Source organism: Candidatus Eisenbacteria bacterium (assembly GCA_016867495.1).
Taxonomy (GTDB): Bacteria; Eisenbacteria; RBG-16-71-46; order CAIMUX01; family VGJL01; genus VGJL01.
Map to the genome: position 1 here is coordinate 1 of VGJL01000118.1, position 7,893 is coordinate 7,893.

The following is a 7,893-nucleotide window of genomic DNA, read 5'->3' on the forward strand; positions in this document are numbered from 1 at the left end:
GATTGCCGGGAGGGAAACCCTCGTAGGGCAGCGGGTAGGGATCGACCTCCTTCGAGCAGAGATCCCGCGCCACTTTCTGGAGGAGGTAGGGAACGTCCAGGCTCCGGCGCGCGAGCGCCCGCTCGATCATGCGCCGGCTTCTGTGGTAACGGAATGTGTCCATGCCGGCCGTGTCGGCCGACAGCGAGTAGGTGATGCGCGTGAGGAATCCCCTGGGCGCGTCAACAGGGTCGGTCGCGTCGAAACGGACGAAGGAGTAGTTGCCGGCCTCGAAGATCGCCGCCTCGCCGTCCGCGTCCATCACGGCGAAGTTGCTCGGATTGGGCCGGCCGATCGCGTTCGTCTGCTCGAGATAGTCCTCGAACTCGGCGACGGTGGCGCAGTGCCGGAGGGCGTGCTTCATCAGCTCGCCGTTCGTGATCCCGATGCTCAGGCTGTCGGGGAGGTTGTAGGAGAGGGCGTTCAAGATGGCGAAGCCCTGATCGTTGACGCCGAGCCATGCGGTCGTCGTCTCGCCCGCGTTGATGATCGTCACGTGCCGGTAAGGTCCATCGGCGAAGTAGCCGACCTCGTTGTTCACGAGCCCCGTGTCGCGGTTCTTCCAGATGATCGGGCGGCCGTCGGGCGTGGCGCTTCCCGAGATCACCGCGATCGTGCACTCCTCCCAGTCGGATTGCTCGGGAAGATAGGCCGGGGAGGAATCGAGCGGGAGCGCGGCGAGCAGCGCGGCGAGCGCGGCGCCGCGGATCGCAAGCCGCGATGAGAGACCGATGAGAGAAGCTCGCTGCGTCACTTCGCCTCCGGCAGGCGGCCGATTCCCCACGATTCGATTCTAGACGCATTTGGCCGGCCTGAGAAGACAGCAGGCGCGCCGCAATCCCCTCAGGCCTCGACTGTTCCCTTCGCTCCGCCGTGTTCGCGTTCGCGGCGCGGGGCAACTGGAGCCGTCGAGATCCGGCCGCGTCAGATGGAGCGCTGGGGGCCCGGCGTTGCTCGCGCGAAGATTGCCGCACGAAGATTGCCGGCGTGCTCTCCCGGGCCTCCAAGTGGTAGAATCATATGGACGATCTCTCATCGCCTAGCATGGGCTATCTCGATTCGGGGGGTGCATGTCACGCAACCTGCTTCGGCTCCTGCTCCCGGGCATCCTCATGGTGCTCGCCATCCATCCCCACGCCCTCGGAAGAGGGTTCGTTCTCGAAGACTTCGAGTCGGGGCAGGTGGTCCTCCAGTCCTACAGCCCGACCGAGGATCGGGACCCGAACTCCTGGGAAGTGCAGAGCGGCGAGACCTATCCCGGCTCGACCTATGCCCTGCGCCTCTATGGCAACACATGGAAGTCGGAGTCGATCCCGCCCTACCCGATCGAGTCCGCCACGGTCCTTCAAGTCGCCATCTTCGTCGAGGATGTCGGAGAGATGCAGGCCTTCGGCATCGGCGATGGGACGAACGTGCTCCTCTACACCTTCGCGGGAACGCAGCTTCCGACGGCGACCCAGTGGGAGGTCACCTATCAAGGGGCCTTCCCCGTGGGAGTGTGGAACCTCTGCCTCCTTCCCGTCGGCAGGGACTGGAGGGCGCGATACGGCTACGACCCGCAGATCACGCGTCTGATCTACGTGAACGACAGGGACCAGACAACGCACGGCCGAACGATCTTCGACGAGATCATCGATGTCACGGAGGACCTTCCCGTCGCGCCGGATGTCGAGATCGTCCAGGGGCGGCAGGACGTCAGGCGGATCGCTCCGAAGCTCTTCCGCGTGGGGATCCAGTTCCACGCGCAGGTCTACGATCCCGACAGCCAGGCCTTCACCTACGCCTGGGACTTCGGAGACAGCAGCTTCAGCAGTCTGCCGGATCCGGCGCACGAGTTCCTCGTCCACTCCGACCATACCTATACCGTGAGCCTGGCGGTGAGGGACGACACCGGCCTCTGGGGAAGGGACAGCGCGCAGGTCCGCGTCGATCCGAGCGGGCCGGAGCCTCTGATCACCATGAACTTCGTCGGCGATGTCATGCTCGCAAGGCGCTACGACGACCCGGGCGGGCTGATCGACACCTACGGTCCGGAGCACATCTTCATCCCGACGCGCTCGATCTACGGGGACGCGGCCGACATCAACGTCTGCAATCTGGAGTGCCCGCTCACGGACGAGGGAACGCCGCATCCGACCAAGTCGTATGTCTTTCGCGGCCGTCCTTCCAACGTCGCCGGACTGACCTACGCGGGAATCGATCTCGTCTCGCTCGCGAACAATCACATCATCGACTACGGCGAGCGCGGCATGGAGGAGACGCAGGAGGTTCTCGACGCCGCGCGGATCCGCTGGTCGGGCGCGGGCGCGAACGAGTATCTCGCCATGCAGCCGGCCTTCTGGAGCGAGCGGGGCGTGGCTATCGCCTTTCTCGGGCAGTGCAACCGCGCCGGACGCGAGTACAACCAGCAGCCCTTCCTCGACGCGGCCGCCTCCAAGCCGGGCTTCGCCTATCTCACGGAAACGAACATCGCGGCGGCGATCGACTCCGTCCGCGCCCTCGCCGATCTCGTGGTCGCGCAGCTCCACGCGGGGATCGAGTACCAGACGGAGCCGGGGACGCTGATGCCGGGCGGCGGGGGGCCCGCTTCAGACGGGCTCGATTTCCCCCTGGACCGGCAGGCTGCCGCCCGGGCGGAGCCGCTCCTCGACGCAGCCGATCCCGTTGGGGCGGCGGCGGACGTTCAGTTCCTCACGCGCCCCTCGCTGACCGATCGGCAGCTCCGCTGGAGGGCGGTCGAGGAGGGAGCCGATCTTGTGATATGCCACCACCCCCACGTCCTGCAGGGATTCGAGGCATACCAGGATGTGTTGATCGCTCACAGCCTGGGCAATTTCGCTTTCGACCAGACCTTCGCCGAGACATTCCCGTCCGTCGTTCTCCACACGAGCTTCGACAAGGCGGGGTTCCGCTCCTTCACATTCCGTCCGGTGTTTGTCGATGACTGGATCCCCCGCCCGGCGACGGGCCGCCTGGGCAGGGAGATCCTCGATCGCATGGCCGACTACTCGCGCGAGCTGAACACGGTCGTCGGCGTGGATCCCTCCACGAGCGAAGGGACGATCTACCTCGACCCCGAGAGCGTGGTCTGGTCGCAGTCGGAGCCCGAGCGGTCGGTCGCCCTGACGGCGGAGGACGGCTGGCACGTCTCGCCTCCGATCGAACGCGCGGGCGCCGGCACGCTTTCCCGCATCCTCTCGATCGCAGGCGTCTCGGGAGACGTGGAGGTGCGAGTCGGGCGCGAGCTCCTCTGGCATGGGGATTTCGAGGAAGAGGGGGCGACCCTCTGGAACCTCAACAGCTCGGACGAAGTCTACGATTCGCAGGTCGTCCATCAGGGGCTACGATCGCTTCGGCTCCGTCGGGCCTCATCGAGCAGCGGGACCGCCCTCACGGACCTCGAGGCGTATCCCGCCCTCGAGAACAAGACGGAGTACTCCTTGGCCGGCTACATGCGAACCGAGAATGCCCGGGACGCCCTCTTCGCCGCGCGCTTCTATCGCGACCGCGGCACGAGCCTGCTCGGCACCTACGAGATCGACGATCCGGTCTCGGGAACGAGCGACTGGGCCTACTTCGCGAAGAACTTTCAGGTCCCGGCCGACGCGAGGTACTTCAATGTGCGCTGCCAGATGGATCGGCCGGCATCGGGCGAGGGTTTCTCCTGGTTCGAGGAGCTGCGCCTGGTCGAGTGGGAGGCCTGGCAGCCGGCGACGCTGCCGCTCGAGTTCCCATATCCGAACAACCAGCGTTTCATCCAGATCCGCGCCGCGTCCCCCTCGGCCTCGGCGACCGTCCGGTGGGAGGAGCGTTTGGCGCAGCCGACGCCGTCCGCCCTCGCTGAGTGGGACGGCGGCCTGCCGCGCGACCGCGGCATCAGGATCGAGTCGATCCGGCCCAATCCGCTGCGGGACCGCGCCTCGATCGAATACCTCCTCGCGCAGGCGGGCAGGGTCCGGCTCGAGGTTTTCGATCTGGGCGGCAGGCGGGTCGGCATGATGGAAGCATCGTCGGTGCCGGCCGGGCGCCACCGGATGGAGTGGGACGCGCGCGGCCTGCCCTCGGGACTCTACTTCTGCCGCATCCGCTCGGCGGGGGAGGACGGGCTGGCGAAGGTCATCGTTCTCCGATGACCATCCGGCTTCGGTCTGCGACACTCGCGGATGTCTCGGCGGGATCCGGGATGATGAGGGGATTCTTCATGCGATTCGCGATGGGCTCATTCGCGCTCGGTCTGATCGCGCTCTGCGCTCTTCTCGCGTGCGGTTGCACCACGCGCATCGAGACGCCGGCCATGGCTGCCGATTCCACGGTCGTCTTCACCGGCAAGAAGCAGGGGGATGTCGAGGTCTCGATCACGCTCGCCTCGAAGGCGAAGGTGAGCAAGAAGACGGGCAAGCGCCTCGGAGTCGCCCGCGTCTTCGACATCGGCCAGGACGAGAAGGTCCACGCCTTCGTCGATGTCGCCAATCCCGAGGCGCGCGGGGCGCGTCCCCTGAGTTTCCACCTTGTCTGGCTCGATCCCGATCGGGACCTCATCTTCAAGCGGAGGATCGAGTATCTGTCCGCCGACTCATCAGCGTCCCTGTCGAGCGCCCTCTCGATCCCGAAGGGAAAGCGTGTCCCCGGCGAGTACTCCTTCCAGGTCTATCTCTTCCGGGAGTTGATCGCCGAGAAGGGCTTCACCCTGCGCGGCGAGGCGATCGAGGTTCAGAAGGAGGATTCCGGCTCGGGCGGGGGGATCTAGATCATCTGGATGATCCAGTTGTCGCTCCGTTGCTTGATCCTCCCGAACCAGACGCAGATCGGAATCATCACGAGAAGGAGCGCGACCCACCCGAGAAGCGTGCCTCCGACGTCCAGCTGAAGGTAGTAGAGCCCCAGCCGCTTCGAGACGACCCCCAGGATCGCGATGTGCATCGCGTAGAAGAAGAGGGCGACACGGCCGTAGATCGCCAGCGGCTTGAGCAGGGCGGGCACGGCGCGGCCGATCAGGTCGAGAACGGCGGCGGTCGAGATCACGGCCCCGAAGAACCAGAGATTGTGGAAGAGGCTGGGGGGGTACTTCGGATCGAGGAAGAACGAGATGGTGCCGAGGCGATCGAAGGGAAGCAGGTTTCCGTATCCCCTTCCCATGCGGAGCGCGATGGCCACGGCGAAACTGGCCGCGGCGATGACGAGAGTCCAGCCGACCCGCCGCCTTGTCGTCGTCCAGTCCTTCAGCCATCCGACGCCGATCACCGATCCCAGCGTCGCCAGCGCGAACCAGGGCAGGACCGGGTACTTGTTGAAGTCCCCCGCGTCGATGAAGGTCTGCATGAGTGCCTCCTGCCAGGGATTCTTCGGGTCGTAAGGGATCTTGAGCAGGAAGGGATGGACGATGAGGACGCCGAGTCCGATCGCCAGCCTGATCCCCCAGCGCGCGTTCACGAAGAGGGCGAGGAGGCACATCGAGAGCCCGATGCAGGCGATGATCCCGATGTGCGCCGGCCTGAAGCTGGCGAACCCTCCCCAGGACGAGTTCACCCAGGTGATCTGCAGGAGAACGAGGAAGAGCCCGCGCTTGATGAAGTACCACTTGGCCTGCCACTCGCTCAGGCCCGCCTTGCGGCGGTTCTGGTAGGCGAGCCAGATCATCGCGCCGGTCAGGATCAGGAATCCGGGGGCGCACAGGTAGCTGGAGTAGCGGATCAGGAACTGGGCGAGTCCGGGAAACAGGGGGTCCAGCGGGTCGAACGATATCCAGAGGGTGTTGAAGTAGGTGGACGCGTGATCGAGCGCCATCAGGGCTATGATGAGGCCGCGGAAATGGTCGATGAAGGGGAACCTCGACTTCCCACCCACGCATCCTCCCCCGAGACCGGCATGTCTCGTGGCCCGGCGGCGGACTCCGGCATCGCGCCTCCGGACCAAGCCCGTTGCGGCGGATGATCTCACGCTGAGCACGGTAGACGCAAGGCGATCCGGCTTTCCCCCGGGGCGGCCGGTGCTGTATTCTCCCCCCGTGGGTCCCTGACGGATGGGTGGGGCCGCTGTAGGGTGGGGAGACGGACACTCGCCGATCCTCGCACGACAACCCGACAACCCGACAACCTGACGATTCGCTGAGGGGTTCGCATTGATGATCGGTCCGGCATCGTGGTCAGCGGTTCTCGTTGTCTGCACGGTTCTCGCGGCGCCGCAGGGGGGAGCCCGCGAGATCCCATCCGGCGACGCGGCGTCGCCGGCGTCGCGATGGCGGTCGGATCTCCTCGCCCAGGCCGCCGCGCCCGGAGCGGAAGACGCGGCGTCGAAGCCCAGATCCAGGCCCTCGAAGCGCAGGGCGAAGAAGAAGCCGATCGTCACCATCTCGGGAAGCGCGGATTTCCAGTTCATCTACGACGACAACATCCTGCGGATGTCGGACGACACGATCGACAGGTTCGTCGGCGGCATCGAGCCCGAGCGCTACAAGATCGAGACCTACGACGACCTGATCCTGAGCCCCCGACTGAGCTGCACGGCGGGCCGTCCCCTCCTCGGCAAGAAGCCGACGACGCTCCGGTTCGGCTACATCCGGTGGGAGTACGCCCGCAACCCGATCAAGAACAACGAGGCTTACTCGGTGCGGCTGCGGCAGCCCTTCTTTGCGCAGGACTTCCTGGAGGCGAGCTACACCTATGCCCCCCCCTCTTACATCCGGCACTACTCGAGCCGGCCGCCGTTCGTCTCGCGGACCGTCCCGATGGAACCGACGCCGTTCAAGCTCACGAGGAATGCCTTCTTGCTCGGGTATTCCCATCGGTTGACCAAGAAGATCAACGTCCGCGTCGACGGAGGGCGGACCCTCCGCTACTACAACCGTCCCTTCATGGACAGCGACAACGCCGAGTGGGGCGCCGCCGGCATCGGCTCGGTGACGGTTTCGAAGTCCTTCAAGCTCGACGGCAAATACGCATACAGCGTGGTGGACGCCAGGGGCTACGACCAGGTCGGGGAGACGAAGGCCGACTCCGACAACGGGGACGGGTCGTACGAGCGGGATCTCTACGAGATGACCGTCGGCTACAAGCCGTCGGGCCGCTTCAAGTTCATCGCGTCGTGCGAGATCATGGGCCAGCACCAGATCTACTACTACACGGGCGACAAGACGCCCTGGGAAGATGCCCTCCACACCGGCAGGAAAGACAAGGTCTACGCGACGGAGATCACCGCGGGGACCAAGCCGGTATACGGTCCGATGAGCCTGGTCGCGGGATGGCGCTATTCCCGCCGCACGACTTCACTGCCGGCGTCCGTCGTGGCGGAGGACGCCGAGGAGAAGGCATACAAGGACAACAGGGTCTGGGTCGGCGCGACCTACCCATTCTGAGCAGCTGCGCGGTCCGATCGCGGGCCGCGGGATCAGGAGTCGACAGATGCGATATGACCGACGGCGGAAGGCGACATGGGCGAGGGGAGTTCTCCTCCTGATCGTGGGGGCGGGCGCCCTCAATGGCTGCGGAGAGCAGGATCTCTATGAGCCGCCTCAGTCTCCCATACAGGTGATCGGGCGACTCGCGCTGCCCAGCGTGGTCGAGGATGTGGACGCGCTCGGGAGCCACGCCTACCTCGCGGGAGGGCAGGCGGGCCTCTATGTCGCGGATCTTCGGGACCCAGCGGCGCCGGCCATGGTCAGCATCACGCGGCCGACCAAGTACGGCTACGCCATCCGGGCGGTCGGCACCCCCTCGCATGGCAGCGTGGTCAACATCGCCTTCCTGGTCGAGGGAACAGAAGGGATCACCTCCTACAACATAAGCGATCCCGCGAACGTGACCTCGCTGGAGCAGGGGAGCGACGCTCGCGACGCCGAGAACATGGTGATCGAGATGT

Annotated in this window: 6 protein-coding genes; 4 read left to right on the top strand and 2 right to left on the bottom strand. The window is 65.7% G+C overall.

Translation table 11 applies throughout. From position 1 onward, the window contains the following. The coding region (locus FJY88_10010) for a hypothetical protein (protein ID MBM3287665.1) at positions 1-793 on the bottom strand (793 nt) is incomplete at its 3' end. Positions 794-1,109: 316 nt separating this feature from the next. Here FJY88_10010 and FJY88_10015 point away from each other — a divergent pair. Together FJY88_10015 and FJY88_10020 are read left to right on the top strand one after the other, a co-directional pair. Then, positions 1,110-4,172: a hypothetical protein gene (locus FJY88_10015; protein ID MBM3287666.1), complete on the top strand. Its 3,063-nt coding sequence runs from the start codon at positions 1,110-1,112 to the stop codon at positions 4,170-4,172. A 50-nt stretch (positions 4,173-4,222) separates the two neighbouring features. Further along, positions 4,223-4,786 (top strand): hypothetical protein, encoded by a 564-nt coding sequence (locus tag FJY88_10020; protein MBM3287667.1) that lies wholly within the window; start codon positions 4,223-4,225, stop codon positions 4,784-4,786. Here FJY88_10020 and FJY88_10025 read toward each other — a convergent pair. Next, positions 4,783-6,414: a DUF1624 domain-containing protein gene (locus tag FJY88_10025; protein MBM3287668.1), complete on the bottom strand. Its 1,632-nt coding sequence runs from the start codon at positions 6,412-6,414 to the stop codon at positions 4,783-4,785. The genes FJY88_10020 and FJY88_10025 overlap by 4 nt on opposite strands. Positions 6,415-6,436: 22 nt before the next feature. On the opposite strand from FJY88_10025, the gene FJY88_10030 reads away from it, so the two are divergent. Both FJY88_10030 and FJY88_10035 read left to right on the top strand, forming a co-directional pair. Then, complete coding sequence (locus FJY88_10030) at positions 6,437-7,390, top strand: hypothetical protein (protein MBM3287669.1); 954 nt, start codon at positions 6,437-6,439, stop codon at positions 7,388-7,390. A gap of 46 nt (positions 7,391-7,436) precedes the next feature. After that, positions 7,437-7,893 (top strand): hypothetical protein (locus FJY88_10035; GenBank protein MBM3287670.1); only part of this gene is annotated, 457 nt, incomplete at its 3' end.

Excerpts from the sequence above, each read along its gene's own strand:
- FJY88_10015 (MBM3287666.1), top strand. The coding sequence starts at position 1,110 with ATGTCACGCAACCTGCTTCGGCTCCTGCTCCCGGGCATCCTCATGGTG.
- FJY88_10020 (MBM3287667.1), top strand. The coding sequence starts at position 4,223 with ATGATGAGGGGATTCTTCATGCGATTCGCGATGGGCTCATTCGCGCTC.
- FJY88_10025 (MBM3287668.1), bottom strand. The coding sequence starts at position 6,414 with ATGAACTGGAAATCCGCGCTTCCCGAGATGGTGACGATCGGCTTCTTC.
- FJY88_10030 (MBM3287669.1), top strand. The coding sequence starts at position 6,437 with ATGTCGGACGACACGATCGACAGGTTCGTCGGCGGCATCGAGCCCGAG.